We start from the raw sequence: 25776 nt of genomic DNA on the forward strand, positions 1-25776 counted from the left end.
GGAGTCACCCCATGCCCCACCGTCTCCTGCGCACCGCCGTCCTCGCCGCCGTCGCGGCGGGCGCGGTGCTCGCCCCCTCCGCCGCGGCCTTCGCCGACAGCACGCCCAAGCCCGCCACCCCGTCGGTGGAGCCGTCCGCCGTCCCGTCGAAGGAACGGGCCCGGGCGGCGGCGGCCGAAGCGGCGGCCGGGCAGTCCGCGACCCCGTCGGCGATGCCCCGTGGCGGGGTCGCCGCGGGCGAGAGCCCGAGCCCGGTCCCGGCCAGGGACGCCGCCGCCGAGCCCACGGTCCGGGAGGGCGCCGCTCCGCGCGGCGGCGTCGACGCCGGTGAGCGCCCGGCCGGGACCTCCGGCGACAGCACTCCGGCGCTCGCCGGGTCGGCCGCCGGGGCGCTGCTGCTCGCCGGGGCGGGCACCGTCGTGCTGCGCCGCCGCTCGGCGGCCCGCCAGAACGGCTGACCGGCCCGGAACCCGTGTGTGGCGCCGCCCGTTCCCGGGCGGCGCCACCGTCGCTTCGCCGTCCAGCCCGTCCGCCCCGTCCAGCCTCGTCCCGCCCTGGAGCGCCCATGCCCCGTACCCGCCCCCGTGTCCCGTCCCCGCTCCGGTGGATCGCGCCGCCGCTGCTCGCCGCCCTGCTCCTGGCCGGCTGCTCCGCCGCTCCGGACGCCCCGTCCACCGCACCGCCCCGCGACGGTACGGGGACGTCCGCCCCCGGCACCGGGCAGCGGACCGGCGCGGCGGAGAGCGGCACGCGGACGGGCTCCCGTTCCCCGGCGGCCGCCCCCGTCCGCGTCCGCATCCCGTCGCTCGGGATCGACAGCGAGCTGATGCGCCTCGGCCTCAACCGGGACGGCACCGTCGAGGTCCCGCCCGCCGAGAAGGGCATGACGGCGGGCTGGTACACCGGGGGCGCCACACCCGGCGCACCCGGCGCGGCCGTCATCATCGGGCACAACGACACCCGCTACGGCAAGGCCGTCTTCCACGACCTGCGGAAGATCGCCAAGGGGGCGGACATCACCGTCCGCGACGAGCACGGCGCGGAGCTCCGCTTCACGGTCACCGCCACCGAGTCGGTGGCCAAGAAGGCGTTCCCGGCCCAGAAGGTCTACGGCGCCACCCGCACCAGCACCCTGCGCCTGATCACCTGCGACGGCGCCTTCGACGCCCAGGGCCACCCGGTCGACAACCTCATCGTGTACGCGGACCGGAGCTGAGAACGCCGGGGCCGGGGCCACCCGCTCCCGGCCCCGGCGCCGTCCTCGGCCCCGGAGGACACCATCCAGCCAATTCTTGACGCGCACCTGACATTTGACGGCGTTTCTGGGACCGTCCCTGGCACGCCCGTCCGTACCCCCGCCGCGCACGCGGACGAGGCGCCGCTCGTCCCCCACACCCATACGGACGCGGCACGAGGAGTGACATGAGACTCACACCGAAAATCTCCTGCGTCACCGCCCTGACCGTCGCGGTCATCGCCGGCGCCGCCACCGCGGCGAGCGCCCTGGGCCCCCAGGCCTCGCAGGTGGACGGCAGCATCACGGCCGCGGGCTCCACCTGCACCTGGGCCAACGCCACCGCCAGCGCCGCCGCGCCCACCACGCTCACCATCGACCGCACCACCGTCAACAGCGGCGTGAGCTGCGGCGGCGGCGCGAGCGCCACCCTCAACAACAACCCGACGGTCACCTTCAACGACACGGCGGGCACCGCGACGTCCGACCTCATCGACATCACGGTGAAGCAGAGCATCATCTCGTGCAGCTACCGGGCGACGAACGTCGGCTGGTCCCGAGACGGTTCCACCCGCACCTACAAGAACCAGGCGTTCACCGCGTCGAAGAGCTCCGGCAGCTTCCTCTGCCCGGGATCGATCACCGCCGACCCCGGCTCCGCCTCGCTGAACTTCCACTGATCGCCGCACCCCCGCCCCACCGGCCGGGCGCCTCCCCGCCGCGTTCCTGCGGGAGGAGGCGCCCGGCCGCCGGGCCGGGCTTCAGGGCCGCCGCAGCGCCAGGGCAGCCAGGGCCCCGGGTGCCCCCTCCGGGCCCCGGACGCCCGGGAAGGCGTTGACGTCGACGACGACGGGCTCGCCCTCCCGGTCCAGCAGGTCGACCCCGTAGACGTCCAGGCCGAAGACCTCGCCCGCGCGCAGCGCCGTCGCGACCCAGCCGGACGGCAGGTCGCGGACCAGCGGCGTGGGGTGCGCATCCCGGGGCGGGCCGCCCACCGGCGTGGGCCGCACCGCGCTGAACACCTCTCCGGAGATCACCCACAGTTTGTGGTCCCAGCCGCTGTTAGGGACGAATTCCTGCAGGACGACCGGCTCGTCGGGCCAGGCGGCGGCGAGTTCCCGCAGCGCGTCCGGGCCGTCGACGCGGGCCACCAGGTCGGCGCGACGGCTGTGCCGGCTCTTGACCATGACCGGATAGTGCTGCCGCTCCGCTCCCGGGAGCGCCTCGGACAGCGTCGGCAGGGTACGGATGGGAGGCATCGGCAGGGCCCCGGCCTCGGCCGTCCCGGCGATCCGGTGCCGGTCCTGGCACAGCTCGGTCGCGGCGGCGGAGTTCACCACCCGGGCGCCGTGCGCTTCGAGGCGGCGGGCCAGGGCCAGGGCCGCGGGGGTGTGCGCCTTGAGGAGGAAGACCTCGGCGGGGCCGTCCGCGGCGATCCGTTCCCACGGGTCACCCGGCCCGCCGTCCGGGTCGAGGAAGGTCACCCGGTGCCCCGCCCCGGTCAGCAGGGCCGCCGTCGCGGCGAGCAGCGGGTGGCCCGGTTTGTCGGTCAGCAGGCACACCCTCATATCTGGACGCCCCCCGGCGCGCCCACCGGCAGGCCCGCCCCGGCCCCCGGAACCGGCCGGGGGTGGGGCAGTCCCAGGGAGAGCCGCGGCCGGGCCGGCGGCGCCGCCGGGACCCGTACCCCGCGCCCGGCACCGCCGCCGGCCCTGGCCAGGTCGAGCACCGCACCGGCCACCCGGGACACCGCGTCGGGCACCTGGCGGAAGCTCGGGAAGTCGTTGATGTCGACGACCACCGGACCGTCCGGGCCGAGCACCACGTCGATGCCGTACAGATCGAGGCCGAAGACCGCGCCCACCTCGGCCGCCACGGCGGCCACTTCGGAGGAGAGCGGGACCGGACCCGCGTCGGCCGGTCCGTCCGGGTGGATCGGGGAACGCCGCAGCGTCGCGTGGAACTCGCCCGCGAGGCAGTAGACCTTCAGGTCCGTGCCCGGGTTGGGCACGTAGGGCTGCGCGATCAACTGGCCCTCGCCCGGCTGCTCCGCGTCCGCCAGCCCCGCCGGGTCCGCCACCAGCCGCACCCCGCGCCCGGAGCTGCCGTCGGCGGGCTTGACCACCAGCGGGAACAGCTCCTCGGGGACGTCCGCGAACATCGAGGCCCGCGGCGCCGAATAGGTCGGCGGAACCGGCAGCCCGTGCTGGGACGCGATGATCGAGGTGAGGACCTTGTCCCGGACCGCGCGTATCGACCGCGCGTCGTTCACCGTGGTCAGGCCCACGGCCGCGGCGGCCTCCAGCAGGGCGAGCCCCGGCCCGCCGGACACCGTCTTGAGCACCCAGGCGTCGTGGATCCCCGCCCTGACCTCCTCCGAGACCCGCAGCAACGAGCCGCCCGGCCGCACCACGTCCACCTGGTGGCCCCACGACACCAGCCGCCGGACCACGTCGAGCGGCATGCCGTCACACCGATACAGCTCCTCGACGAGGAAGCAGAGCTTCATCCCAACACCCCTCGAAGCCCCCACGGCGGTGAGGGCACAACGATGCTCCACGGTGCCCTGCGAGCACCGTCAAAAGGTCAACGCTACGTCACGCTCAAGCCAACACCATGACGACCAGACCATCCTGACGGTACGTTGCCCGGTCGTCGGCCCGGGTGCGCGGCCGGGGCGTACGGCCGGTGTGGCCCGGCGGATCTCTTCTCGGGGCCCTCCGCCCGGGCGGTACGCGTGGGAGTCAACGCGGTACCCACGCGTAACCCACAGTCGGGAACCGCGTTCAGGTCGTCCATGGCGAACCTCCGGGCCCGACAGGTCCGACCCGGAGGCCGCTCCGTCCGACAAACGCAGCTCTCCGGACAAACGAAGAGCCGTGCCGCGAAGGCGCTCGCATGCTGAATCGTTCCGTCGCGGGAGCGTCCGTATGCAGCAATCCCAGAGGGAAAGGGGCCGGTGAAATGGCCGACTGGAAGCAGATCAGCGGTGTGCTCGTCCGGATCTCGGCCGGATCCAGGACCAACGTGTGGGGCGTCAACGCGGGCGGAAACATCTACCGCTACACCAACAACGACGCCAACCCCTGGGTACAGATCCCCGGCGCCCTGACCGACATCGGCGCAGCCGCGGACGGCACCGTCTGGGGCGTCAACTCCGCCGGAAACATCTACCGCTACACCGGGGACCAGCCCAGCTGAGCCGTGTCCGCCCACACCCCGTACCGGGCCCGGTTACGCCATCGTGGCGTGACCGGGCCCGGCATCCGGTCAGCACGCCGACCTCTTCGAGCATCGGCCGACCAGCCGGAAAAACAGAAAACCCCAGATGAACTGGGGTTTCTGCTGGTGGTGTCCGAGGGGGGACTTGAACCCCCACGCCCGATAAAGGGCACTAGCACCTCAAGCTAGCGCGTCTGCCATTCCGCCACCCGGACTAGGTGGTCGGCCCCGGTTTCCCGCGGCGACATGGAAAACAATACCAGGGGTTCGGGGTGGCTCTCACCCACGTTTCCGGTGGTCAGTGCGGTGCGGCCGGTACGGGTGGCCCGGTCCCGCACCGCCGCCTGCCCCGGCGGCACCGTACGCGTTCATGTCACTACGGACGGTGCCCCGGGTCGTCCGGTCAGTGCAGGATCCCGGCCTGCCGGGCGGCTCGCAGCCAGGACGGGAACTCGGACAGGACCCGGTCGTAGAGCTCCTGGTCGGCGATCCTCTCGATGTCGTCGACCGCGAAGAAGCCGACGTTGTCGACCCGGCGGCCCGGCATGGTGTCGAACCGTTCCAGCACCCCGTAGTCGGACTGGCCCAGCCCGACGAACTGCCAGAAGACCGGTTCGTCGGCGGCCGCCCGCAGCTCCTGCTCGATCTCGCGGTTGCGGTGCACCCCGCCGTCCGAGAAGAACAGCACCAGGGTCGGTTCGGGCAGCGGGTGGGCGCGCACGAAGTCCCGCACCTCGGCGATGACCTTCTGTTCCTCGTTCTGGATTCCGACCGTACGCATGTCGATCTGGCCGGGCAGGTGGCCCTTGGGCGGCTTCCTGCGGCCGAAGCCGTAGAGCTGCCCCACGCGTACGTGCAGCCGGATCCAGTCGGGTAGTTCCCCGATGGCGAGATCGGGGAGCCGGGCGGAGTTGCTGGCGAAGGTCCACGCCTGCATCCGGCCGTCGTCGTCGAGCTGGGCCGCGACGGCCACCATCCGTTCGACGACACCGGCGACCGTGCCCCGCCGGTAGAGCGCGCTCATCGAGCCGGAGGCGTCGAGGACGAGGACGACCCGGGCGCTCACCTGCGGCAGGCCGTGCTTGCTCAGGCTGACCCGGACCTGCTCCTTGCGCAGCGACAGGCGCTCCCGCATCTCCACGGGCAGCCGCTCCTCCCCCGGCACCGGCGCCGCGGGGGCGTGCGCCGGGGGCGGGGGGACCTGGGCGCGGACCGGCGGTACGGGGGCCGGGGCGGCGGCCGGCGGGGGTGCGTCGTCGACGCTGATCCCGAAGTCGGTCGCCAGTCCGGCCAGTCCGCTCGCGTACCCCTGACCGACCGCGCGGAACTTCCAACCGCCGTCGCGGCGGTAGAGCTCGCCGCCGACCAGCGCCGTCTCGGTGGCGGCGGCGATCTCGAACCGGGCCAGCTCCGCCCCGGACGCCGCGTCCAGCAGCCGAAGACGGAGCCCCGGCACCTGGCCGAACGTGCCGCCGTCGGCGGAGGCGCAGAGCACGACGCGGTCGATCTCCGGCTCCAGCGCGGACAGGTCGGCGTCGAGCGTGTCCGCGCCGGGCCGCTTGCCGGCGTGGCGCACGGCGCCCGAGGCGTGCCGGGGCTGGTTGTAGAAGACGAAGTCGCCGTCGGACCGCACCCGGCCGTCCCCGCCCAGGAGCAGGGCGGAGGCGTCCACGTCCGGCACTCCGCCCCCGGCCGACCATTCGAGCACGGCCCGGGTAGCGGTGGCCGTGACCGGTATGTTGGCGCCCTTGCTCAATGTCGTCATACCGGTCAGTCTGCCCTGAACCCTCGGCGGACGGTGCCCGCCTCCCCGGACGCGCCCCTGTCCGGGGTCAGGGGCAGCGGATGACCTGGCCCCCGTACGAGAGGTTCCCGCCGAAGCCGAAGAGCAGGGCCGGGGCGCCGCTCGCCACCTCGCCGCGTTCCACCAGCTTCGACAGCGCCATCGGGATCGAGGCGGCGGAGGTGTTGCCGGAGTCCACCACGTCCTTGGCGACGACGGCGTTGACCGCGCCGATCTTCCGGGCGACGGGCTCGATGATCCGGAGGTTGGCCTGGTGGAGCACGACGGCGCCCAGCTCCTCGGGGGTCACCCCGGCCTTCTCGCACACCCTGCGGGCGATGGGCGGCAGCTGGGTGGTGGCCCAGCGGTAGACGGACTGCCCCTCCTGCGCGAAGCGCGGCGGGGTGCCCTCGATCCGGACGGCCCGGCCCATCTCCGGCACCGAGCCCCACAGCACCGGGCCGATGCCGGGCGGGCCGTCCCCGTCCGGCTCCGCGACGACCACCGCCGCGCCGGCGCCGTCGCCGAGCAGGACGCAGGTGGAGCGGTCGGTCCAGTCGGCGATGTCCGCCATCTTGTCGGCGCCGATGACCAGGGCGCGGGTCGCCGCCCCGGCCCGGACGGCGTGGTCGGCGGTGGCGAGGGCGTGGGTGAAGCCGGAGCAGACCACGTTGATGTCCATCACCGCGGGCGAGCCCATCCCCAGCCGGGCGGCGACCCGGGCCGACATGCTCGGCGAGCGGTCCATCGCGGTCGAGGTGGCGACCAGCACCAGATCGATCTCGCCCGGCGCCACCCCGGCCGCGGCCAGCGCCTTCCCGCCCGCGTACGCGGCCATCTCGTCCACCGGCTCGTCCGGGCCCCCGATGTGCCGGGTCCGGATCCCGACCCGGCTGGTGATCCACTCGTCGCTGGTGTCGACCATCGTGGCCAGTTCGTCGTTGGTGAGTACCCGGGCGGGCTGGTAGTGGCCGAGCGCCACGACACGTGAGCCGGTCATGTACGAAGTCCCCTCGCTACATATAGGGCAGGAACCATCCAGTCTTGGTCGCTACCGTCCAGTACGGGGTCAAGGGTTCCCACAGGAATCACGGCGGGGCGTTGGAGACTTGACAACAGCATGTGCCTGACATCGTCCCTGGTACGGCAGTTCTCGCCGGGTACAGGACAATGGGCATTCCAGGGCCGCGCCCGGGGAGACACGAGCCAACACCCGGGCAGGTCACGGGAACAGCTCCGGCACGCACGGGAACAGCGTCGGACACGCACAGAGACAGGGATCGGTTCACCGCTATGGGACGGGCCACCACGCGCCACCGCACCATCCGCATCCGCGACGGTGCCGTATCCACCCGCCCGGACACGCTCGTCGCCGAGGAGCCCCTGGAGATCCGGCTGAACGGCAGACCGCTGGCGATCACGATGCGCACACCGGGCGACGACTTCGCGCTGGCCGCCGGGTTCCTGGTGAGCGAGGGCGTCGTCGGGGACGGCTCCGAGGTCCGGTCGATCGTCTACTGCGCCGGGGCGACCGACGACGGCGTCAACACGTACAACGTGGTGGACGTGCGGCTCGCCCCCGGCGTCCCGGTCCCCGACATCACGCTCGAACGCCATGTGTACACCACGTCGTCCTGCGGGCTCTGCGGGAAGGCCAGCCTCGACGCGGTGCGCACGAGGACCCGGCACCCGGTCTCCGACACACCGCCGCTGCGGGTCGCGCCGGCCCTGCTCTCCGCCCTCCCCGACCGGCTGCGCGCCGCGCAGCGGGTCTTCGACCGGACCGGCGGGCTGCACGCCGCGGCGCTCTTCTCAGAGACGGGCGAGCTGCTGGACGTCCGGGAGGACGTGGGGCGGCACAACGCGGTGGACAAACTGGTCGGCCGGGCGCTGACCGACCACCGGCTGCCGCTGTCCCGGGCGATCCTGCTGGTGTCGGGGCGCGCCTCGTTCGAGCTGGCCCAGAAGGCGGTGATGGCCGGGATCCCGATGCTGGCGGCGGTCTCGGCGCCCTCCTCGCTCGCCGTGGAGCTGGCGGCCGAGACCGGACTGACCCTGGTCGGCTTCCTCCGGGGCGCCTCCATGAACGTGTACGCGGGCGAGCACCGCATCGATCTGGACCCCGCCACCGACGGGTCCTGAGGGCTGCGGCCACGCGCTCAGCCCACCGCGGCGGCCTCCGGCCCCCGCACGGCCTCCTCGGCCTCCTCGGGCGCGTCCCCCGCGCGGCGCCGGGCGATCACCGCGCACACCATCAGCTGCATCTGGTGGAAGAGCATCAGCGGCAGCACGGCCAGCGACGCCTGCGCCCCGAACAGCACGCTCGCCATCGGCAGCCCCGAGGCCAGGCTCTTCTTCGATCCGGCGAACTGGATGGCGATCCGGTCCGCCCGGCCGAAGCCGAGCCGCTTGGCCCCGTACCAGGTCAGTGCGAGCATCGCGGCGAGCAGCAGCGCCTCGACGACGAGCAGCACCCCGAGCCGGGCCGGGGTGATCCGGTGCCAGATGCCCGCGACCACGCCCTCGCTGAACGCCGTGTAGACGACGAGCAGGATCGATCCCCGGTCGACGTATCCGAGGACCTTCTTGTGGCGGGCGACGAAGCCGCCGATCCAGCGGCGCAGCACCTGCCCGGCGGCGAACGGCAGCAGCAGCTGGACCCCGATCCGCAGCAGCGCGTCCGCCGAGAAGCCGCCGCCGTCGCCGCCGAGCAGGGCGGCCGCGAGGAGCGGGGTGAGGAAGATCCCGGCGAGGGAGGAGAAGGAGCCCGCGCAGATCGAGGCGGGCACGTTGCCCCGGGCGATCGAGGTGAAGGCGATCGAGGACTGGATGGTGGACGGGACGAGGCAGAGGAAGAGGAGGCCCTGGTGGAGATCGGGGGTCAGGGCGTACGGGACCAGCCCCCGGGCCGCCAGCCCGAGCAGTGGGAACACCACGAAGGTGCAGACCAGCACGGTGAGGTGGAGGCGCCAGTGCCGCAGCCCGTCCATCGCCTCGGCGGTGGAGAGGCGGGCCCCGTACAGGAAGAAGAGGAAGGCGACCGCCCCGGTCGAGGCGTCGCCCGCCACCCGTGCCCCGGTGCCCGACGCGGGCAGTACCGCCGCGAGCACCACGGTGCCGATCAGCGCCAGGAGGTACGGGTCGAGCGGCAGCCAGGACGGCGGCTTCGGGATGCGGCGGGTCATCACTTCCACATGTTCTTCCGGTCGCGGTCGGGTTCGCCCGGCCGCCGTCGGTCTCTGCCGGGTGCGGCCGGTTCGTCCGGCCGCCATCGGTCCGTGACGGGGCGGCCGGGCCCGCCCCATGCTGCTCCGGAACGGTGCGATCGGGAATCCCGTACACCGCTCTCACTGTCATCACGTATCGCGATAGCCTGTCGCCGTGTACGACCCCGCGCAGCTGCGCACGTTCCTCGCCGTGGCCCAGACGCTGAGCTTCACCCAGGCCGCCCGGCGGCTCGGGCTGCGGCAGTCCACGGTGAGCCAGCATGTGCGTCGGCTGGAGGAGGCGACCGGGCGGCAGCTGTTCGCCCGGGACACGCACCGGGTCGATCTCACCGTGGACGGCGAGGCGATGCTCGGTTTCGCCCGGACGATCCTCGCGACCCATGAGCGGGCGGCGGCCTTCTTCGCCGGGACACGGCTGCGCGGGCGGCTGAGGTTCGGGGTCTCCGAGGACTTCGTGCTGACCCGGCTGCCGGAGATCCTGGAGGCGTTCCGCCGTGACCATCCGGAGGTCGAGCTGGAGCTGTCGGTGGAGCTCTCCGGGACGCTGCACCAGCGGCTCGCGGCCGGCCGGCTCGATCTGGTGCTGGCCAAGCGGCGCGTCGGCGACTCGCACGGCGAGCTGGTCTGGCGGGACACGCTGGTCTGGATCGGCGCGCCGCAGCTGCGGATCGACCCGGACCGGCCGGTTCCGCTGGTGCTCTTCCCGCCGCCCGGGATCACCCGGGCCCGCGCCCTGGAGGTGCTGGAGGAGCACGGCCGGTCCTGGCGGGTGGCGTGTACGAGCACGAGCCTGAGCGGGCTGATCGCGGCGGCCCGCGCCGGTCTGGGCGTGATGGCGCACAGCCGGGGGCTGGTCCCGCCCGGCCTGGTGCCCCTCCCGTCCCGGGCGGGGCTGCCGGAGCTGGGCGGGGTGGACTTCGTGCTGTCGCACGACCGCCGCCGGGGCGCGGCGCAGGAGGCCGCGGACGCGCTGGCGGCGGCGATCCTGGCCGGTGCCGACCGGCTGGTCCGGGGCGCGGGCACGCTCGGCCCGGCCGACGGTACGGACATCGCCTGACCCCGCCCATCCTCCGCTTATGGGGTGAGCGGGCGGATTCCACCCCGGAATGGGAATGGCCGAGGCGTACAGATTCGGTGGAGATTCCCCCTCCCGTCGCTTACGTGGCGGCCTCAGCCGCGCCCGCGCCCTGCCCATCTGGCCGGATTTCGGCGGCCGGGCAGTGCATATGCCACCTTGTCCGCCGGTACGGGGCCCTCCCGCCGCGCCGCCGGTTGGGGTAGCGTCACGGCGCCGTGCGGAGCGCCACAAGGAGCAGGTCATTGCGCGAGTTCACTGTCCCCCCGATGGCGGCCGCGCCCCTCGTGGGCGGCCTGGCCGACACCGTGTTCGACCATGCCGAGGAGGATCCGGGCCGGGTCGCGCTCTGCCGCAAGGACGCGCACGGGAACTGGCGGGATGTCACCGCCGCGGCCTTCCGTGACGAGGTGCTGGCCCTGGCCAAGGGGCTGATCGCGCAGGGCACCAGGTTCGGTGACCGGATCGCCCTGATGGCGCGCACGTGTTACGAGTGGACGCTCTTCGACCTCGCGCTGTGGACGATCGGCGCCCAGTCCGTGCCGGTCTATCCGACGTCCTCGGCCGAGCAGGTGCTGTGGATGCTGCACGACTCCGGGGCCTCGGCCGTCGTGGTCGAGCACGAGGACCACGCGATGACCGTCGCCTCGGTGATCGACCGGCTCCCCGGGCTGAAGCGCCTGTGGCAGCTGGACGCCGGAGCGGTGGCCGAACTGACCGGGGCGGGGGCCGACGTCGAGGACTCGGTGGTGCACCGGCACCGGCGCGCGGTGACCCCGGACTCCGTGGCCACGGTCATCTACACCTCGGGGACCACCGGGCGCCCCAAGGGCTGTGTACTCACGCACGCCAACCTCATGTTCGAGACGGACACCATGGTGGCCCGGTGGAAGTCGGTCTTCCGTTCCACCCCGGGCGACGAGGCGGCCACCCTGCTCTTCCTGCCGCTGGCCCATGTCTTCGGCCGGATGGTCGAGGTCGCGGCGATCCGGGGGCGGGTGAAGCTGGGCCACCAGCCGCAGTTGTCGGCGAAGGCGCTGATGCCGGACCTGGTGTCGTTCCGGCCGACGTTCGTCCTGGCGGTGCCGTACATCTTCGAGAAGGTCTTCGACGCCGCCCGGCGTACGGCGGAGGCGGAGGGGCGGCTCGGGCCGTTCGACAAGGCCGTGGACATCGCGGTGAAGTACGCCGAGGCGATGGAGGCCCGGGCGTTCGGAACGGGGCCGGGGCCGTCCGCCGGGCTGCGGATGCAGCACCAGTTCTTCGACAAGGTCGTCTACAAGAAGGTCCGTGACGCGATGGGCGGCCGGATCAGGCACGCCATGTCCGGCGGTTCCGGGATGGAGCGGCGCCTCGGACTGTTCTTCGCGGGCGCGGGCGTCACGGTGTACGAGGGCTACGGCCTGACGGAGACGACCGCCGCGGCCACGGCCAATCCGCCGGAGCGCACCCGGTACGGCACGGTCGGGCTGCCGATCCCGGGGACGACCGTGCACATCGCGGAGGACGGCGAGGTGTGGGTCCACGGCGACCATGTGTTCTCGGGCTACCTCGGCGCCCCCGAGGCCACCCGGACGGTGCTGCGCGAGGGCTGGCTGGCCACCGGGGACCTGGGCGCGCTCGACGCCGACGGCTATCTGACGATCACCGGGCGGAAGAAGGAGATCCTGGTGACGTCGGGCGGCAAGAGCGTGGCACCGGCCGCGCTGGAGGAGCGGGTGCGGGCGCATCCGCTGGTCGCCCAGTGCCTGGTGGTCGGCAACGACCGGCCGTACATCGCGGCGCTGGTCACGGTGGACCAGGAGGCGGTGGACCACTGGCTGGCGATGCAGGGGCGGGCGCCGCTGAAGCCGGAGGAGCTGGTGCGCGACCGGGAGCTGGAGACGGAGATCCGGCGGGCGGTGGTGGCGGCCAACACGGCCGTCTCGAAGGCCGAGTCGATCCGTACCTTCCGGATCCTGGCCCACCCCTTCAGCGAGGAGCACGGCCTGCTCACCCCGTCGCTGAAGCTGAAGCGCCGGGCGATCGAGACGGCTTACGCGGCGGAGGTCGCCGCGCTGTACCGCTGAGGCGACCCGGGCGCCCCGGCGGTACAGCGGTACGACACGGCCCGTTCCGGGCCCGTTCTAGGTGATCGAGACCCGGAACAGCTTGTCCGAGCCGGCCGGCTGCTTCCCGTTGTTGTCGCAGTTGGTGGTGGAGAGCCAGAGCCGGTCCGCGCCGGGCACCTTGGTGACCGTGCGCAGCCGCCCGTACGTGCCGACGTAGTAGGCGCTCGGTGTGCCGACCTCCTCGGTGTCACCCGTGATCGGGATCCGCCACAGCCGCTGCCCCTTCAGGGCGGCCATGTAGATGACGTTACGGACGATGGCGATCCCGCTGGGCGACGCCTCGGCCACCTTCCACGTCTTCTTCGGGTTGGTCATGCCGGCGGTGGTGCAGTCGCCCTCGCAGACCGGCCAGCCGTAGTTGCCGCCCGGCTCGATGAGGTTGAGCTCGTCCTTCTTGCTGTCGCCGAGCTCCGCCTCCCACAGCCGTCCGTTGCGGTCGAAGGCGAGCCCCTGTGGATTGCGGTGCCCGTAGCTGTAGACGTAGGTGCCGAAGGGGTTGCCCGGGGCGGGCTCGCCGTCGGTGGTCAGCCGCAGGATCTTGCCGTTCAGCGAGTCCTTGTCCTGGGCGAGGTCGGGGGTCTGCGCCTCGCCGGTCGACGCGTACAGATAGCCGTCCGGGCCGAACAGCAGCCGTCCGCCGTTGTGGTACTTGTTCTTCTTGATCCCCTCGAGCAGGACGGTGTACCCGCCGAGCGAGGTTCCGTCGTACGTCATGCGCGCGATGCGGTTGCCCTCGGCGGCGGTGTGCATGACGTACACGTAGTGGTTGTCGGCCCATTCCGGGTCGGCGGCGATGCCGAGGAGTCCGCCCTCGCCGCCGGTCGTGACGGCCTCGGGCACGGTGCCGACTTGGGTCCTGGTGCCGTCGGGGGTCGCCCTGAAGACCTTGAAGCTGTCCCGTTCGGTCACCAGCGCACTCGTGCCGTCCGGCATCCAGTGGATGCCCCACGGGATGGTCCAGCCCTCGGAGACGGTGGCGACGCCGGACGGAGCGCCGCCGTCCGGGGGCTCCGCCCCGTACCGGGTGGTTCCGGCCGCGGCGGCCGGCCCGGGCGCCGCCTGCACCAGTGCGGCGCAGAGCAGCAGGGACAGGGCCGCGGCCACCCTCGTCCGTGGCGTCGCCGGTATTCCGGTGCGCATCCCGGCGCCCGTCACGGGACCCAGTAGTTGCCGGACGCGACGATCATCGACTGGAGCTGGACGCTCCCGCCGTAGTACTGGTCCGGGTCGATCGAGGTGCCGGCCAGCTTCTTCCACAGGGCGTCCAGCCATGCCTGGGAGCCGGAGTCGGTCATCGCGGTGACCACGAACGGGGCGGTGAAGGCCATGTCCTTGCCGCTGTCGAAGGCGGAACCGTTCAGGTGGTAGCCACTGACGATCTTGTCCGGGTTGCCGCCCGTCTTGGTCTTGATCCAGGAGTTCAGCTTGCGGGCCGAGGCGAGCGAGGCGCTGTCGCCGCTGGTGACGGCGTCGGCGCCGATGCGCCACGGGTCACGGCAGGCGTTCCAGGAGTAGTCGCCGTCGTTGGGGCCTTCCAGCACCTCGCCGGGGGCGGGCTTGGCGGTGCCGTTGGTGTTGACGACGAAGTCGGCGAGCAGCCCGGTGGAGGAGGCGTACGAGGACTGCTGACCGGTGATCAGCTTCTGGTGGGCGGTGCGGACGGTGTCCCAGGTGGAGTCGCCGGTCGCGGTCTTGAAGGCGCGGAAGTGGTCGATCATCCAGTCCGAGGAGCGGGTCATCCAGTAGTGCTCCTCCCCCGAGTCCGACCAGTCACCGAGGAGCGTCAGACGGGTGGTCGGGTTGATCTCGCTCTTCTTGATGGCGTTGATGTGCTTGACCGCGAGGTCCTTGTAGTTGTACGTGCCGCCGGAGCCCCACTGCCGGTCGGCCAGGAGCAGCCCGTACGCGACGTCCAGGTCGCCGTCGGTCGCCGAGTCGGAGCCGTCGACGCTCTTGCAGGAGGCGTCCTGCTCGGCGGCGAGGAGGTTGGCGTTGTTCACCGAGGGGTGCGCGAGCATGTACTTGACCATGCCGTCGAAGACGGTCTTCGCCTCCGGGTCGGCGCCCGCCATCGTGGCGGTGACGACCATTCCGTAGCCCTGTGCCTCGGCGACGTAGGGGTGGTCGGCGTCGGGCGAGATGACCTCGTACCAGCCGTTGCCGCAGTTCTTCTTGACGAACGCGGCCTTCCAGGCGTTGTAGGCCTTGATCACGGCCTGGTCGAGCGCCGACTGCGTGCCCGAGGGCTTCAGGGTCCCGGCGGCGTAGGGCTTGGTGTGGCTGCCGAAGGGCACCGCGGGGGTGTCGGCGGCGGCCTTCGCGGGGTCGACGGCGGCGGTCGCCGCGTGGGAGCCGAGCAGGGGCAGGAACAGACAGCTGACGCCCGCGAGTGCGGCCGTCAGACGGCGTCGGGGGGTGGCAGGGTGCACAGTGGTCCCTTCCGATCCGGTGTTAGGAAAGGTTCCTAACCGATACAGCATGGGATTCCCTGCGGAGCCTTCTGTCAATGCCTCTCGCGGGCCCAAATCCCAAGTGCCGAGGTGGCGGGGTGCCCTCAACACACGGTCAATCCCCCGGACGGATGACGCCGGAGGGACGATTCCGGACCGCCGACCGCGGGCCGACGGACCCGGTCGGGAGTGACGGACGGGGAGACGTACCCGCGAGGCGCCCGCAGCACGGGACGGCGGCCCGGCGGGCGGGAATGCTGGGCGGTCGATGATCGTTGGGTTGGTTGAACCAGACCGACGACGTAAGGATCGACCGCTCGTGAGCAAGGTCCCCTCCATCACCCTCAACAATGGCGTCGAGATGCCTCAGCTCGGTTTCGGGGTCTGGCAGGTGCCGGACGACGAGGCCGCGAAGGCGGTCGCCACGGCCATCGAGGCCGGGTACCGGAGCATCGACACCGCGGCGATCTACGAGAACGAGCGGGGCACGGGCAAGGCCGTCGCGGCCTCCGGCGTCCCCCGCGAGGAGCTGTTCGTCACCACCAAGCTCTGGAACAGCGAGCAGGGTCACGACTCGACGCTGCGCGCCTTCGACGCCTCGCTGGACCGGCTGGGGCTGGACTACGTCGACCTCTACCTGATCCACTGGCCGGTCCCGGCCAAGGACGCGTACATCGACACCTACCGGGCCCTCGAGAAGATCAGCTCCGAGGGCCGGGCCAGGGCCATCGGCGTCTCCAACTTCCTGCCCGAGCACCTGGAGCGCCTCATCGGCGAGACCTACGTGGTCCCCGCGGTCAACCAGATCGAGCTCCACCCCCAGCTCCAGCAGGCCGACTCCCGGGCCTTCCACGCGAAGCACTCCATCGCGACCGAGGCATGGTCGCCGCTGGGCCAGGGCAAGGGTCTGCTGGAGGTCCCGACGGTCGTCGCGGTCGCGCGGAAGCACGACCGCTCGCCCGCCCAGGTGGTGCTCCGCTGGCACCTCCAGACCGGCAACGTGGTGATCCCCAAGTCCGTGACGCCCTCCCGGATCAGGGAGAACCTGGACGTGTTCGACTTCGAGCTGGACGCGGACGACCTGGCCGCCTTCGCCGCGCTGGACGAGGGCAGGCGCATCGGCCCGAACCCCGGCGAGTTCAACGTCGGCGCCTGATCCCCGCGCCCGTACGCGGCGGCCCGCCGCCCGGCTCCACGGCCGGGCGGCGGGCCGTTGTCGTCCTTCGGCGCTCCGTTCAGCCCCGGCGGCCCAGGTGCACGGTGCGCGCGGAGAGCAGGAAGAGATCGGGGCGCAACCGCAGCCCGGCCGGGTCCTCGGGGTCGAGCAGCCGGTCGAGCGCGGCGGCGTCCTCGGCCGGGAGCTCGTCCCGGAACATCTCGCGCCGCCGGGCGAACTCGACGGTGACGTACTCGCGGGCCCGGTCGTCGAGCGGTGCCGGAAGGTCCAGCAGGAAGCTCCGCACGCCCTGCGGGGTCAGCCCGACCGCGGCGAGGAGCGCGCTCCAGTCCTCGGTCTCCCGCCTGCTGCCGGGCAGCGCCGCCCGCATCTCCTCGAACCGGTCCACATGGATCGCTTCGAGCCTGGCCTCCAGTCCGGGGCGGCCGAAACCGAGGTCGCGCGGGAGCCGGCGGGGCTGGAGTCCGCCCTCGGCCAGGGCGACGATGCCGCCGGGGCGCAGCAGTCCGGCGAATCCGGCCAGCACGGCGCGCTGGTCGCCGACGTGGTGGAGGGAGTTCCCGGCCCAGATCAGGTCGGCCTCGCCCAGTCCGTCGAGGCCGTCCTCCAGGTCGGCGTGGTGGGTGCGGAACCGGTCGCCGAGGCCGAGGCGCTCGGCGTGGTCCCGGGCGCGCTCCAGGAGTGCGGGGGTGCCGTCGACGGCGACGGCCTCCGCGTCGGGGAACACCTCGGCGAGCAGGCAGGTGATCAGCCCGGGGCCGCTGCCGATGTCGAGGATCCGGCGCACCTTCGGCGCCTCGGGGAGTCCGGCGATCCAGCGCGCCGCCTGCTCGTACTGGGGCCTGCTGATCTCGGCCTCCAGTTCCAGTACCGGCCCCATCACGTCCCAGTCGATGTCACCCGCGTCCCGCTGGTGACCGTGGCCGTGGTGGTGACCCGCGTGGGCGGCGCCGTGGTGGTGGCTGGGCGCGGTGGATGCGTGCGGTCCGTGTCCGGTGTGCTGGCTCATGGCAACAGCGTCGCCACGCCCCCAGGGTTACGGCAAGTTTTGTTGCCGGTCCGGCAAGCAGCCGTTTCCGTACGCGCGCGACCGTCCGGCACCGGCCGACTCCGGGGCGTATCCCACACAATGGACACCTGCATATTGCCGGTAGGCCTCCGGGCCCATAACTTGCGTTTATGGAGCTGGAGTTGCGCCATCTGCGAACCGTACGTGCCATAGCCGACACCGGCAGCCTGACCAAGGCCGCCGCGGCGCTCGGGCTTGCCCAGCCCGCGCTCAGCGCGCAGTTGCGCCGGATCGAGAAGGCGCTCGGTGGTCCGCTCTTCGACCGCGACCACACCGGGGCCCGGCCCACGATCCTGGGCGAGCTGGTGCTGGAGCGGGCCCGGGTGGTGCTGCCTGCGGTCAGCGAGCTGCAGGAGGAGGCCGTCCGCCTCGCCAACGCGTGGGGGGCGATGGAGCGCTTCCGGCTCGGCGGAACGCACGGTCCGCTGCTGGGCGGTCTGGTGGACCGGCTGGTCGCCTCGCACCCGGCGGCCCCCGTGTCGACGTACACCTCCTGGTCGGTCACGGAGATCGCCACCCAACTGGTGGACGGGCGGCTGGACTTCGCGCTCATCGGGACGTGCGGGGAGAGCCCGCCGCCCGCCCACGACCGGCTGACCTGGCAGGTGATCGGCGTCGACCCGGTCTTCGTGATGTTGCCGGAGTCCCATCGGCTCGCCGGGGAGGCGGAGCTCGACCTCGCCGAGCTGGCGCGGGAGTGCTGGGCGGACGTGCCGGGCGAGGGCTGCTTCGCCGACTGCTTCGTGAGTGCCTGCGCCCGGGCCGGTTTCAGCCCCGTCTCGGTGTACGAGACGGACACCGCGTCCGTCGTCCATCTGGTGCAGGTGGGGCGGGCGGTCGGGCTGTGCCGGGCGACCTTCCCGCCGGCTCCGGGGGTGGTGACCCGGCCGATCACCGGCTCGCCGCTGAGCTGGCGCCATCTGCTCGGCTGGCATCCGCGTTCGGCGGCGGCCGGTGCGGCGGCGGGCTCGGTGAGCGGGTACACCCGGGCGGCGTACGACGAGGCGGTGCGGCGCAGCGGGAGCTACACCGACTGGCTCGCCGCGCACCCCCGCTTCGGCCCGGCGGCGTGACGCGGCGCTACCGCGCGCCGTGGGCGGGGGCGATCGCCGCCACCCGTGCGGCCAGCTCCAGGTCGTGGGCGGTGACCGCGCCGCCCGCGTCGTGCGTGTGCACCGAGAGGGAGACGGTGTTGTAGCCGAGGGTCAGGTCGGAGTGGTGGTTGAGCTCGTTCTGGACCGCGGCGACGTGCTGGACGAACGCGGCGGCGGCGACGTGGTCGCCGAGCCGGTAGACGCGCGTGATCCGGTCGCCCTCCAGCGACCAGCCGGGCAGATCGCCCAGCCGGTCCTCGATCTCCTGCCGGGACAGCGGTACGGCGGGCATGGGGCGGCTCCCTCTTCGGTGTTCGGTACGGCCGGGGGTGCCGGTGACGTTACGGTCTGGGTATGACGACTGTCGCGCTCGACACGGGGGTAGGGACGCTGCTGCGCAGTTGGCGCGAGCGGCGCAGGATGAGCCAGCTCGAGCTGGCGCTGCGCGCCGAATCCTCCGCCCGGCACATCTCGTTCATCGAGACGGGCCGCTCACGCCCCAGCGAGGAGATGATCCTGCGGCTGGCCGACCGTCTCGACGTTCCGGTCAGGGAGCGCAACGCCCTTCTGCTGGCGGCGGGTTACGCGCCGCACTACGCGCAGACCCCGCTGGACGACCCGGCGTTCGGCCCGCTGCGCGAGGGGATGGAACGGCTGCTGGAGGCGTACGAGCCGTATCCGGCGATCGTCGTCGACGGCACCTACGACGTGGTGGCGGCCAATCGGGGGATGGCGGTGCTGGCGGAGGGGGCGGCCGAGCATCTGCTGACGCCCCCGGTGAACGCGATGCGGCTGACACTGCACCCTCGGGGGCTCGCCCCGCGGATCCGGAACCTGCGGGAGTGGCGGGCCGACCTGCTGGGCCAGATGGAGCGTCAGATCGCCTTGGTGCGGTCGGCGGAGCTGCGTGCGCTGTACGAGGAGGTCGCGGCCTATCCCGTACCGGAGGGCGGCGCCGCCGGTCCCGTGCCGTCGCTGCCCTTCGCGCTGCCCCTGCTGATCGAGCACGGCGGGCGGACGCTCTCCTTCGTCTGCTCGATCGCGACGTTCAACACACCGATGGACGTGACGGTGGCCGAGCTGGCGATCGAGACGTTCCTGCCCGCCGACCGGGCCACCGCCGACCATCTGCGCGCCCTCATGCCCTGACGTCCGCCGCCCCGACGGCCCCGGGGAGCCGGGGCCGTCGGGGCGCGGTGCTACACGCGTGCCCCGTTGTCGTACGGGTCGCGCTGGGGCTTCTTCGCACCGGAGCGGCGGCCCGGGGACCGTTTGCGGGCGGGCGGCGGGGCCTTGCTGCTGCGTTCCAGGACCAGGGCGGCCGGTACGGCGGTCAGCACCGAGGAGTAGGTGCCGACGCAGATGCCGATGAGCAGGGCCAGCGCGAAGTCCGCGAGGGAGTCGCCGCCCAGCACGGCGAGGGCGACGAGGATGAAGAGCGCGCCCATCCCGGTGTTGACCGTGCGCGGGACGGTCTGGACGACGGCCCGGTCCGCGACGACGGACAGCGGCGTGCGGCGGGCCTTCGCCCAGATCTCGCGCACCCGGTCGAAGACCACCACCGAGTCGTTGACGGAGTATCCGATGACGGTGAGGAGCGCGGCCAGGAAGATCCCGTCGACGGTCCGGCCGAGCCAGGCGAAGGCCCCGACCAGGATGATCACGTCATGGACCAGCGCCGCGACCGAGCCCAGGGCGAAGGTCCAGCGGAACCGGACGGCCAGGTAGGCCAACTGCACCAGCACGGCGATGCCGAGCGCGATCAGCGCGTTGCGCCGCAGTTCGTCGCCGAGGCTGGGGCCGATGAGCTCGTCGCGGACCTTGGTGGTCTCGCCGCCCTCCTTCGCGAGGGCGCCGCGCAGGGCGTGCTCCTCGTCGTTGTCGAGTCCGGCGGTGCGGACGGAGAGGTCGCCCGCGCCCGCCGTGGTGACCTCGGCGTCGCCGAAGCCCGCGCCCGCCAGGAGGGTCCGGGCCCGCTCCACGTCGACGGGCCGGCTGGTCGAGTACTCGACCAGGCGGCCGCCGGTGAATTCGACGCCCAGGTTGACCCCGCGCACGACGATGCCGAGGACGGCGACCGCCACCAGGACGGCGGAGACCGTCAGCCAGCGGCGTGGGGACTTCATCAGCCGGGGGTCGCGGCGGGTCAGCCAGGTGCGGACCCGGCCGGGGATCCCGATGCCGTTGACGCCCCGGTAGTCGTTGACGAACCGGGAGCCGGTGGCGATCTCGGTGAGCGCACGGGCGATGACCAGTGCGGAGAACATCGAGGCGAGCACACCGATGGCGAGGGTGACACCGAAGCCCTTGACCGGCCCGGAGCCGAGGAAGAAGAGCAGCCCGGCCGCGATCAGCGTCGTCACGTTGGAGTCGGCGACGGCGCTCCAGGCGCCGCGGAATCCGGCGGTCAGCGAGGAGCGCAGGGTCCGGCCGGGATGCAGGGCGTGCTCCTCCCTGGCCCGTTCGAAGACCAGGACGTTGGCGTCGACCGCCATCCCGATGGCCAGCACGAAACCGGCGAGGCCGGGCAGGGTGAGGGTGACGCCGAGTGCCACCAGGGCCGCGTAGGAGATCAGCCCGTAGGCGGCGAGCGCGACGGCGGCCAGTGCGCCGAAGAGCCGGTAGACGATGGTGATGAAGAGCGCGGTGGCGGCGGCGCCGATGAGGGCGGCGCGGGCGCTGGCGTCGATGGCGGCGGCCCCGAGCGTCGGGCCGACGGTCCGCTGTTCGACGATCTCGACCGGCAGCGGCAGGGCGCCGCCCTTGATCAGCAGGGCCAGTTCGCGGGCCTCGTCCGCGCCGAACGATCCGGTGATCTGGGTGGAGCCGGAGGGCAGTCCCACATTGCAGGCGACCGAGGGGGAGACCTGCGGCGAGGAGATGATCTGCTGGTCGAGGACGATGGCGACGCGACGGCGCTCGTCCCCCTCGGGGGAGCAGGCGGCCTCGCCGGTCAGCCGGGTCCAGTCCCGCCCGGCCTGCTTGTGGAAGTCGAGGGAGACGGTCCAGCCGGCGCCCTGCTGGGCGTCGAACTCGGCGGTGGCGTCCTTGACGCCCGCCCCGGTGAGCCGGACGGGGCCCAGGTCGAGGGCGCGTCCCTGCTCGTCGCGGAGGGTCGGACCGTCCTTCTTGTCCTTCCCGGCGTCCTTCGCCTCTCCCGCGTCCTTCGCCTCACCTGCGTCCTTCTCCTTCCCGGCGCCGTTCTTGGTGCCGTTCTCCTTCTCGGCGCTCTCCTCGGTGCCGGGGCCCCGGACCGCGTGGAAGCTGAGCTGGGCGGTACGGCCGATCACCTCGGCGGCCTTGCGCGGGTCCTGGACGTCCGGGAGCTCGACGATGATCCGGTCCTCGCCGGAACGGGTCAGGGTGGGTTCGGCCACGCCGAGGGAGTCGATGCGCTGGCGCAGCACTTCGAGGGTGCGGTCGGTGCTCTCCCGGTCCGCCTTCGCGGTGTCCGATTCCTTGGCCTGGAGCACCATCCGGGTGCCGCCCTGAAGATCGAGGCCGAGTCTGGGTGACATGGTCAGCGTGATGAGCACGGAGACGAGCAGTACGGCCGCAGCCAGAACCGCCCGCACCGTGGTGGCGCGAGTCATGGGTTTCCTCCGAGGGGGCGCCGGCCGCCCTCACCTCGGCGGGGACGGAACGGCGGTGCTGTGGGACGGGACCGGTGGCAGGACCGGTGGCCGGGGGACGGCCGTCCTCGGAGGTCCCCGTACGCCGGGGAGCGCGACGCGGGGGCGCCCGGCGGCGCGCGGCGACGCGGCGGGGGCGGGCTGGTGGAGACGGAGCGGGGGAAGGCTGCCGGGGGTGCCGGGCAGCAGGGCGCCGTGCCCGGGGGGTGGCGGGAGGTGGTGCGCGGTACGGACCTGGTCGCGGCCGGCCCGGGGCTGTGGGGCGGGACCGGTCTGCGGGTGGACCGTGTGCCCGGCCGCCGCGGCCGTACGGGCACGGCGGAGGTCCTGGGCGGTACCGGCGCCGGTGCCGGCGGTGCGGTCGCTGTGCGGGGTGGGCCGGTGGGCCCCGGGGGTGTACGCGGCGGAGGACGGCACCCCGGCGGAGGGCCGGGCGGGCAGCACGGAGCCGGTGGCGGAGGGGGCGCCGCCGGTGACGGCGAGCGCGGTGAGCAGGAGGGCGGCGAGGAGCAGCCGGGCCGCCCGGGCGGCGCGATGGTGTGCCGGGGCGTCCGGCCGTGCCCTCGGGGGCACGTTCCCCGGGGGCGGCCCCGGGAGGGGGGTCACCCTGCTCGGCCGGTCGGGAACGCGACCGTGGCGGCCTGGCGGAGCACGGAGCTGAGGACCATCCCGGCGCCCCGGACGACGGCGGTCGCCGGATCGTCGGCGAGGCGGACCGGGGTGCCGAGACGGGCCGCGATCCGGTCGGTGATGTCGGGGCGGGCGGCGCCGCCGCCGGTGAGCAGCGGGCCCTTGCGCAGGGCGCCGAGGACGGCGCCGTGCCGGTCCTGCTGCCACATGTCCAGGACCATCTCCAGAACGGCGTGGACGACGGCGGTGGGCGGCCCGGCCGGGTCGAGATCGCCCAGCCCGGTCTCCGCCTGGCGGGCGTCGCGGACCCGGTCGTCGACGAGGAGGGTGGCCTCGGTCAGCCCGGCGCCGATGTCGACGACGAGCAGCGGGCCGCCGTCCCGGGGCCCGGCCGACGCGGCGGCGGCCCGCGCGCTGTCGAGGGCGATCACGGTGGACGGCCCGAGGGCGGCGAGCAGTTCGCGCGCCGCCGCGCGGTGCCGGGGGCCGGCGAGGACGGGGTGGCTCAGCACGATCACGGTGCCGGTGCGGTCGGTGCCCAGGGCCGTGTCGGCGATCCGGCCGAGCATCCGGCCGCAGGAGTCGGGGTCGACGATCCGGCCGCGCCGGACCGGGCGGCCGTGGCCGGCCCCCGTACCGGACGCGCCGTCGGTCGCGCCACGGACGTCCGGGTCGGCCAAGACGCCGTGGCCGGGCACCCAGACCCGGGTGCGGGAGCTGCCGAGATCGAGGGCGAGGCCGCGGGTGGCGCCCCGGTGGTCGCGGTGGGCGGACGGGCCGAGCCGCGGTCCGCGGTGCAGTGAACGCATCGTCCCTCCCCCGGCTCGCCCACGCGGCCGCACACACTCATGCGCCCGCTGATTGCGAGGCATGGCCGAGCCCTCACTATGCAATAGGGAGGCAAAGAAAGCCACTCCCGATCAGATTCCAAGGGCTCGGCCGGGCTCATACCGGCTGCGGCAGGAAGTCGGCGATCAGCCCGGCGAACTCGTCGGGCGTGACCGTCCGGACGCCAAGGTCCTCCGCCTTGGTGCGCTTGGAGCCGGCCTTCTCCCCGGCGACCAGGAGCGAGGTGCGCTTGGAGACGCTGGAGGAGGACTTGCCGCCGGCCCGCTCGATCAGCTCGTTCATCTCGTTGCGGGAGAGCTTCTCCAGGGCTCCGGTCATGGCCCCGGTGACCACCACGGTCATCCCGTCCAGCGGCAGCCCCTCCCCGGCCCCGGCGCCTTCGTCCGCCCCGGTCTCCTCCCCCGGCGGGGGCGGCGGCGTGGCACCGGGCTCGGTCATGTTGACCCCGGCGGCCCTCAGCTTCTCGATCAGCGGGGCCAGCTCCGCAAGCTCGGCGACGACCCCGGCGGCCTTCTCCTTGCCGATGCCGTCGACCCGCTGGAGCTCCTCGGCGTCGGCCGCCCTGATCCGGTCCATCTCCGCGAAGTGGCGGGCGATCCGCCGGGACATGGAGCGCCCCGTGCCGCGCACCCCGAGCGCGCAGAAGACCCGGGAGAGCGGCTGCGTCCGGGCCGCCCCGATGGCGGCGAGCAGGTTGTCGGTGCTGGTCTCCCCCATCCGCTCCAGGCCCAGCAGTTGCTCGCGGTCGAGGGTGAACAGGTCGGCGAAGTCCGTCACCAGGCCGGCGTCGACGAGCTGGACGACCCGGGTCGTGCCGAGGCCCTCGATGTCCAGCTGGTCGCGGCCCGCCGCGTACGAGATCGAGGCGACCAGGCGGCAGGCGCGGCCCCGGACGCAGCGCCAGCGCTGCTCGCTGGTGTCTATCTCCGAGCCGCACTGGGGGCAGGACCCGGGGAACTCGATCGGCTTCTCCTCGCCGGTCCGCAGATGGGCGACGGGCGCCTCGATGCGGGGGATGATGTCGCCCGCCTTGTAGACCATCACCCGGTCGCCCAGGCGCAGATCACGGCGGGTGATGTCGGCGGGGTTGTGGAGCGTGGCGTAGCTGACGGTCGAGCCGTCGATCTCGACCGGCTCCAGTACGGCGCGCGGCGCGATGATGCCCGTCCGGCCCACGTTCCACTCGACGTCGAGGAGGCGGGTGACCTTCTCCACGGCCGGGAGCTTGTACGCGATGGCCCAGCGCGGGGCCCGGGTGCCGGAGCCGGCTTCGCGCTGGTCGGCGGCGAGGTCGGCCTTGATCACGATGCCGTCGATGCCGAACGGCAGGGTGGCGCGCCGGGCGGCGATCTCCTCGACGCCGCTCTGCACCTCCTCGACGGTGGCGACCGTGCGCGGCGCGACGTCCGTGTCCGCGGCGGTGTGCACGCCGAGGCGGGCGACGTGTGCGAGGACCTCGCTGTGCGGGAGCTCGGCGAGGGTGTCGGTCAGCTCGCCGGACCCGGGCAGCGGCAGCGCTCCGTAGGCGAAGAACGTCGTCTCCACCGTGTACGCCCGGTCCTTGGCGCGCAGGGTGCCGGCGGCGCCGTTCCTCGGGTTGGCGAAGGGGGCGCCGCCGTGCTCGGTGCGGACGGCGTTGGCCCGCTCGAACTGCTCGGTGGTCATGAGGATCTCGCCGCGCATCTCGATCGTCACCGGCTCGGCGAGCTGCTCGGGCAGGCCGACCACCGTACCGATCGCGTGCGACACGTCCTCGCCGGCGGTGCCGTCGCCGCGGGTGATCAGCTGCTCCAGGCGGCCCGCCCGGTAGCGCGCCGCGACGGCCAGCCCGTCGAGCTTCGGCTCCACGCTCCAGGCCGCGACGGGCCTGCCTATCCGGCGCTCCAGCGAGGCCGTCCACGTGACGAACTGCTCGGCCGAGAAGACGTTGTCCAGGGAGAGCATGGGCACCGTGTGCGGGACGTCGCCGCTCGCGGCGCCGCCCGCCACCTTGCCGGTGGGCGAGGCGTCGAGCACCTCCTCCGGGTGGTCCTCCTCATAGGCGGCGATCCCCCGCACCAGCCGGTCGTAGGCGTCGTCGTCGAGGGTGCTTTCACCCGTGGCGTAGTACGCGGCGGCGGCCCGCGTCGCCTCCTCGACCGCGGCGGCGTAGGCGGCGGTGTCGGCGAGCACAACAGCTGAGTTCGTCATGGCCCCCATCCTGCCGTCCACCACTGACAACGC

At 73.2% G+C, this 25776-nt stretch carries 23 protein-coding genes and 1 tRNA gene; 10 read left to right on the forward strand and 14 right to left on the reverse strand.

Annotation, left to right across the window (positions count from 1 at the left end; all coding sequences use genetic code 11):
* Positions 1 to 11 precede the first annotated feature (11 nt).
* The 3 genes from ACWC97_RS02860 to ACWC97_RS02870 all read left to right on the forward strand — a co-directional run bounded on the left by ACWC97_RS02860 (position 12) and on the right by ACWC97_RS02870 (position 1914).
* Complete coding sequence (locus ACWC97_RS02860) at positions 12 to 458, forward strand: hypothetical protein (protein WP_352274794.1); 447 nt, start codon at positions 12 to 14, stop codon at positions 456 to 458.
* Between the two features lie 107 nt (positions 459 to 565).
* Positions 566 to 1216 carry a class F sortase gene (locus ACWC97_RS02865; protein WP_352274795.1) on the forward strand — a complete coding sequence of 217 codons (651 nt, stop codon included), beginning with the start codon at positions 566 to 568 and terminating at the stop codon, positions 1214 to 1216.
* A gap of 206 nt (positions 1217 to 1422) precedes the next feature.
* Positions 1423 to 1914: a hypothetical protein gene (locus ACWC97_RS02870; RefSeq protein WP_352274796.1), complete on the forward strand. Its 492-nt coding sequence runs from the start codon at positions 1423 to 1425 to the stop codon at positions 1912 to 1914.
* Between the two features lie 81 nt (positions 1915 to 1995).
* Here ACWC97_RS02870 and ACWC97_RS02875 read toward each other — a convergent pair whose 3' ends face one another.
* Positions 1996 to 2802, reverse strand: a complete 807-nt coding sequence (locus ACWC97_RS02875) for an ATP-grasp domain-containing protein (RefSeq protein ID WP_450647033.1) — start codon at positions 2800 to 2802, stop codon at positions 1996 to 1998.
* Entirely contained in the window at positions 2799 to 3743 is a 945-nt protein-coding gene (locus tag ACWC97_RS02880) for an ATP-grasp domain-containing protein (protein WP_450647035.1), read from the reverse strand. Before ACWC97_RS02880 ends, ACWC97_RS02875 begins: the two co-directional genes overlap by 4 nt.
* A gap of 455 nt (positions 3744 to 4198) precedes the next feature.
* Between ACWC97_RS02880 and ACWC97_RS02885 the strand changes: the two genes are divergently transcribed.
* The gene (locus ACWC97_RS02885) at positions 4199 to 4435 is read left to right on the forward strand and encodes a tectonin domain-containing protein (RefSeq protein ID WP_450647037.1); all 237 of its coding nucleotides are present in this window, start codon (positions 4199 to 4201) and stop codon (positions 4433 to 4435) included.
* 148 nt (positions 4436 to 4583) lie between these two features.
* Here the strand turns inward: ACWC97_RS02885 and ACWC97_RS02890 are convergent.
* The 3 genes from ACWC97_RS02890 to ACWC97_RS02900 form a co-directional block, all read right to left on the reverse strand.
* A tRNA-Leu gene (locus ACWC97_RS02890) sits at positions 4584 to 4671 on the reverse strand.
* A gap of 188 nt (positions 4672 to 4859) precedes the next feature.
* The gene (locus tag ACWC97_RS02895) at positions 4860 to 6221 is read right to left on the reverse strand and encodes a VWA domain-containing protein (RefSeq protein WP_450647039.1); all 1362 of its coding nucleotides are present in this window, start codon (positions 6219 to 6221) and stop codon (positions 4860 to 4862) included.
* A 67-nt stretch (positions 6222 to 6288) separates the two neighbouring features.
* Complete coding sequence (locus tag ACWC97_RS02900) at positions 6289 to 7239, reverse strand: beta-ketoacyl-ACP synthase III (RefSeq protein WP_352281095.1); 951 nt, start codon at positions 7237 to 7239, stop codon at positions 6289 to 6291.
* A gap of 293 nt (positions 7240 to 7532) precedes the next feature.
* Here ACWC97_RS02900 and fdhD point away from each other — a divergent pair, with 293 nt between their 5' ends.
* On the forward strand, positions 7533 to 8381 hold the full coding sequence (fdhD, locus tag ACWC97_RS02905; protein ID WP_352281093.1) for a formate dehydrogenase accessory sulfurtransferase FdhD: 849 nt from the start codon (positions 7533 to 7535) through the stop codon (positions 8379 to 8381).
* Positions 8382 to 8398: 17 nt separating this feature from the next.
* On the opposite strand, the gene ACWC97_RS02910 is transcribed toward fdhD, so the two are convergent.
* The gene (locus ACWC97_RS02910; RefSeq protein ID WP_450647041.1) at positions 8399 to 9424 is read right to left on the reverse strand and encodes a bile acid:sodium symporter family protein; all 1026 of its coding nucleotides are present in this window, start codon (positions 9422 to 9424) and stop codon (positions 8399 to 8401) included.
* A 196-nt stretch (positions 9425 to 9620) separates the two neighbouring features.
* Between ACWC97_RS02910 and ACWC97_RS02915 the strand changes: the two genes are divergently transcribed.
* Positions 9621 to 10523: a LysR family transcriptional regulator gene (locus ACWC97_RS02915; protein WP_450647043.1), complete on the forward strand. Its 903-nt coding sequence runs from the start codon at positions 9621 to 9623 to the stop codon at positions 10521 to 10523.
* Positions 10524 to 10810: 287 nt separating this feature from the next.
* The gene (locus ACWC97_RS02920) at positions 10811 to 12610 is read left to right on the forward strand and encodes an AMP-dependent synthetase/ligase (RefSeq protein WP_352281087.1); all 1800 of its coding nucleotides are present in this window, start codon (positions 10811 to 10813) and stop codon (positions 12608 to 12610) included.
* Between the two features lie 57 nt (positions 12611 to 12667).
* Here ACWC97_RS02920 and ACWC97_RS02925 read toward each other — a convergent pair whose 3' ends face one another.
* Together ACWC97_RS02925 and ACWC97_RS02930 are read right to left on the reverse strand one after the other, a co-directional pair.
* On the reverse strand, positions 12668 to 13792 hold the full coding sequence (locus ACWC97_RS02925; RefSeq protein ID WP_450647045.1) for a PQQ-dependent sugar dehydrogenase: 1125 nt from the start codon (positions 13790 to 13792) through the stop codon (positions 12668 to 12670).
* An 11-nt stretch (positions 13793 to 13803) separates the two neighbouring features.
* Positions 13804 to 15081, reverse strand: a complete 1278-nt coding sequence (locus ACWC97_RS02930; protein ID WP_352281083.1) for a glycosyl hydrolase family 8 — start codon at positions 15079 to 15081, stop codon at positions 13804 to 13806.
* 340 nt (positions 15082 to 15421) lie between these two features.
* On the opposite strand from ACWC97_RS02930, the gene ACWC97_RS02935 reads away from it, so the two are divergent.
* Entirely contained in the window at positions 15422 to 16258 is an 837-nt protein-coding gene (locus tag ACWC97_RS02935) for an aldo/keto reductase (RefSeq protein ID WP_450647047.1), read from the forward strand.
* A gap of 79 nt (positions 16259 to 16337) precedes the next feature.
* Here the strand turns inward: ACWC97_RS02935 and ACWC97_RS02940 are convergent, their stop codons facing one another.
* Positions 16338 to 17288 carry a class I SAM-dependent methyltransferase gene (locus tag ACWC97_RS02940; RefSeq protein ID WP_450647049.1) on the reverse strand — a complete coding sequence of 317 codons (951 nt, stop codon included), beginning with the start codon at positions 17286 to 17288 and terminating at the stop codon, positions 16338 to 16340.
* A gap of 170 nt (positions 17289 to 17458) precedes the next feature.
* On the opposite strand from ACWC97_RS02940, the gene ACWC97_RS02945 reads away from it, so the two are divergent.
* Complete coding sequence (locus ACWC97_RS02945; RefSeq protein ID WP_352280701.1) at positions 17459 to 18421, forward strand: LysR family transcriptional regulator; 963 nt, start codon at positions 17459 to 17461, stop codon at positions 18419 to 18421.
* 7 nt (positions 18422 to 18428) lie between these two features.
* On the opposite strand, the gene ACWC97_RS02950 is transcribed toward ACWC97_RS02945, so the two are convergent.
* Positions 18429 to 18734, reverse strand: a complete 306-nt coding sequence (locus ACWC97_RS02950; RefSeq protein ID WP_352280699.1) for a 4a-hydroxytetrahydrobiopterin dehydratase — start codon at positions 18732 to 18734, stop codon at positions 18429 to 18431.
* A 62-nt stretch (positions 18735 to 18796) separates the two neighbouring features.
* On the opposite strand from ACWC97_RS02950, the gene ACWC97_RS02955 reads away from it, so the two are divergent.
* Positions 18797 to 19591: a helix-turn-helix domain-containing protein gene (locus ACWC97_RS02955; protein WP_450647052.1), complete on the forward strand. Its 795-nt coding sequence runs from the start codon at positions 18797 to 18799 to the stop codon at positions 19589 to 19591.
* 50 nt (positions 19592 to 19641) lie between these two features.
* Here the strand turns inward: ACWC97_RS02955 and secD are convergent, their stop codons facing one another.
* The 4 genes from secD to ligA all read right to left on the reverse strand — a co-directional run bounded on the left by secD (position 19642) and on the right by ligA (position 25752).
* On the reverse strand, positions 19642 to 22035 hold the full coding sequence (gene secD, locus ACWC97_RS02960) for a protein translocase subunit SecD (protein WP_450647054.1): 2394 nt from the start codon (positions 22033 to 22035) through the stop codon (positions 19642 to 19644).
* A gap of 30 nt (positions 22036 to 22065) precedes the next feature.
* Positions 22066 to 22647 carry a hypothetical protein gene (locus tag ACWC97_RS02965; RefSeq protein WP_450647056.1) on the reverse strand — a complete coding sequence of 194 codons (582 nt, stop codon included), beginning with the start codon at positions 22645 to 22647 and terminating at the stop codon, positions 22066 to 22068.
* Positions 22648 to 22676: 29 nt separating this feature from the next.
* Complete coding sequence (locus tag ACWC97_RS02970; RefSeq protein WP_450647058.1) at positions 22677 to 23513, reverse strand: rod shape-determining protein; 837 nt, start codon at positions 23511 to 23513, stop codon at positions 22677 to 22679.
* A 136-nt stretch (positions 23514 to 23649) separates the two neighbouring features.
* On the reverse strand, positions 23650 to 25752 hold the full coding sequence (gene ligA / locus ACWC97_RS02975; RefSeq protein WP_450647060.1) for an NAD-dependent DNA ligase LigA: 2103 nt from the start codon (positions 25750 to 25752) through the stop codon (positions 23650 to 23652).
* Positions 25753 to 25776: the final 24 nt, after the last annotated feature.

The sequence above is a fragment of the Streptomyces sp. NPDC001108 genome (genome assembly GCF_053598535.1).

Bases quoted from the DNA above. Each gene is read 5' to 3' on its own strand.
- ACWC97_RS02880 (WP_450647035.1), bottom strand. From the start codon at position 3,743: ATGAAGCTCTGCTTCCTCGTCGAGGAGCTGTATCGGTGTGACGGCATG.
- ACWC97_RS02950 (WP_352280699.1), bottom strand. From the start codon at position 18,734: ATGCCCGCCGTACCGCTGTCCCGGCAGGAGATCGAGGACCGGCTGGGC.
- ACWC97_RS02875 (WP_450647033.1), bottom strand. From the start codon at position 2,802: ATGAGGGTGTGCCTGCTGACCGACAAACCGGGCCACCCGCTGCTCGCC.
- ACWC97_RS02940 (WP_450647049.1), bottom strand. From the start codon at position 17,288: ATGAGCCAGCACACCGGACACGGACCGCACGCATCCACCGCGCCCAGC.
- ACWC97_RS02945 (WP_352280701.1), top strand. From the start codon at position 17,459: ATGGAGCTGGAGTTGCGCCATCTGCGAACCGTACGTGCCATAGCCGAC.
- ACWC97_RS02925 (WP_450647045.1), bottom strand. From the start codon at position 13,792: ATGCGCACCGGAATACCGGCGACGCCACGGACGAGGGTGGCCGCGGCC.
- fdhD (WP_352281093.1), top strand. From the start codon at position 7,533: ATGGGACGGGCCACCACGCGCCACCGCACCATCCGCATCCGCGACGGT.
- ACWC97_RS02865 (WP_352274795.1), top strand. From the start codon at position 566: ATGCCCCGTACCCGCCCCCGTGTCCCGTCCCCGCTCCGGTGGATCGCG.
- ligA (WP_450647060.1), bottom strand. From the start codon at position 25,752: ATGGGGGCCATGACGAACTCAGCTGTTGTGCTCGCCGACACCGCCGCC.
- secD (WP_450647054.1), bottom strand. From the start codon at position 22,035: ATGACTCGCGCCACCACGGTGCGGGCGGTTCTGGCTGCGGCCGTACTG.
- ACWC97_RS02910 (WP_450647041.1), bottom strand. From the start codon at position 9,424: ATGACCCGCCGCATCCCGAAGCCGCCGTCCTGGCTGCCGCTCGACCCG.
- ACWC97_RS02895 (WP_450647039.1), bottom strand. From the start codon at position 6,221: ATGACGACATTGAGCAAGGGCGCCAACATACCGGTCACGGCCACCGCT.
- ACWC97_RS02870 (WP_352274796.1), top strand. From the start codon at position 1,423: ATGAGACTCACACCGAAAATCTCCTGCGTCACCGCCCTGACCGTCGCG.
- ACWC97_RS02885 (WP_450647037.1), top strand. From the start codon at position 4,199: ATGGCCGACTGGAAGCAGATCAGCGGTGTGCTCGTCCGGATCTCGGCC.
- ACWC97_RS02955 (WP_450647052.1), top strand. From the start codon at position 18,797: ATGACGACTGTCGCGCTCGACACGGGGGTAGGGACGCTGCTGCGCAGT.
- ACWC97_RS02860 (WP_352274794.1), top strand. From the start codon at position 12: ATGCCCCACCGTCTCCTGCGCACCGCCGTCCTCGCCGCCGTCGCGGCG.
- ACWC97_RS02970 (WP_450647058.1), bottom strand. From the start codon at position 23,513: ATGCGTTCACTGCACCGCGGACCGCGGCTCGGCCCGTCCGCCCACCGC.
- ACWC97_RS02900 (WP_352281095.1), bottom strand. From the start codon at position 7,239: ATGACCGGCTCACGTGTCGTGGCGCTCGGCCACTACCAGCCCGCCCGG.
- ACWC97_RS02920 (WP_352281087.1), top strand. From the start codon at position 10,811: ATGGCGGCCGCGCCCCTCGTGGGCGGCCTGGCCGACACCGTGTTCGAC.